This is a genomic window from Arthrobacter arnarulunnguaqae, assembly GCF_051262515.1.
In the GTDB taxonomy this organism is placed as follows: Bacteria; Actinomycetota; Actinomycetes; order Actinomycetales; family Micrococcaceae; genus Arthrobacter_N.
Genome location: NZ_JBIMER010000057.1, coordinates 1 through 237 on the forward strand (window position 1 = coordinate 1; position 237 = coordinate 237).

Genomic DNA, 237 nt, shown 5'->3' on the forward strand with positions numbered 1-237 from the left:
GCGCGGGGACGGGATCGGGCACCAGATCGGGTTGGCCCGGCGGGAATCCCCGCACCAGGGCACCGCGCACCTGGCCCTCGCGAAGGCCCTGGTGGCGGAGATGCCCCACACCCTGGCCGCGTTGGAGACCGGGGCGTTGAGCGAGTGGCGGGCCACGGTGCTGGTGCGCGAGACCGCGTGCCTGTCCGTTCAGGACCGCGCCGCGGTCGACGAAGAACTCTGCGCGGACCCGGACCT

1 pseudogene is annotated in these 237 nt (G+C 74.3%); it reads left to right on the forward strand.

The window, feature by feature from the left end:
• Positions 1-237, forward strand: a pseudogene (locus ACHAAJ_RS15645) (HNH endonuclease); the annotation flags it as partial.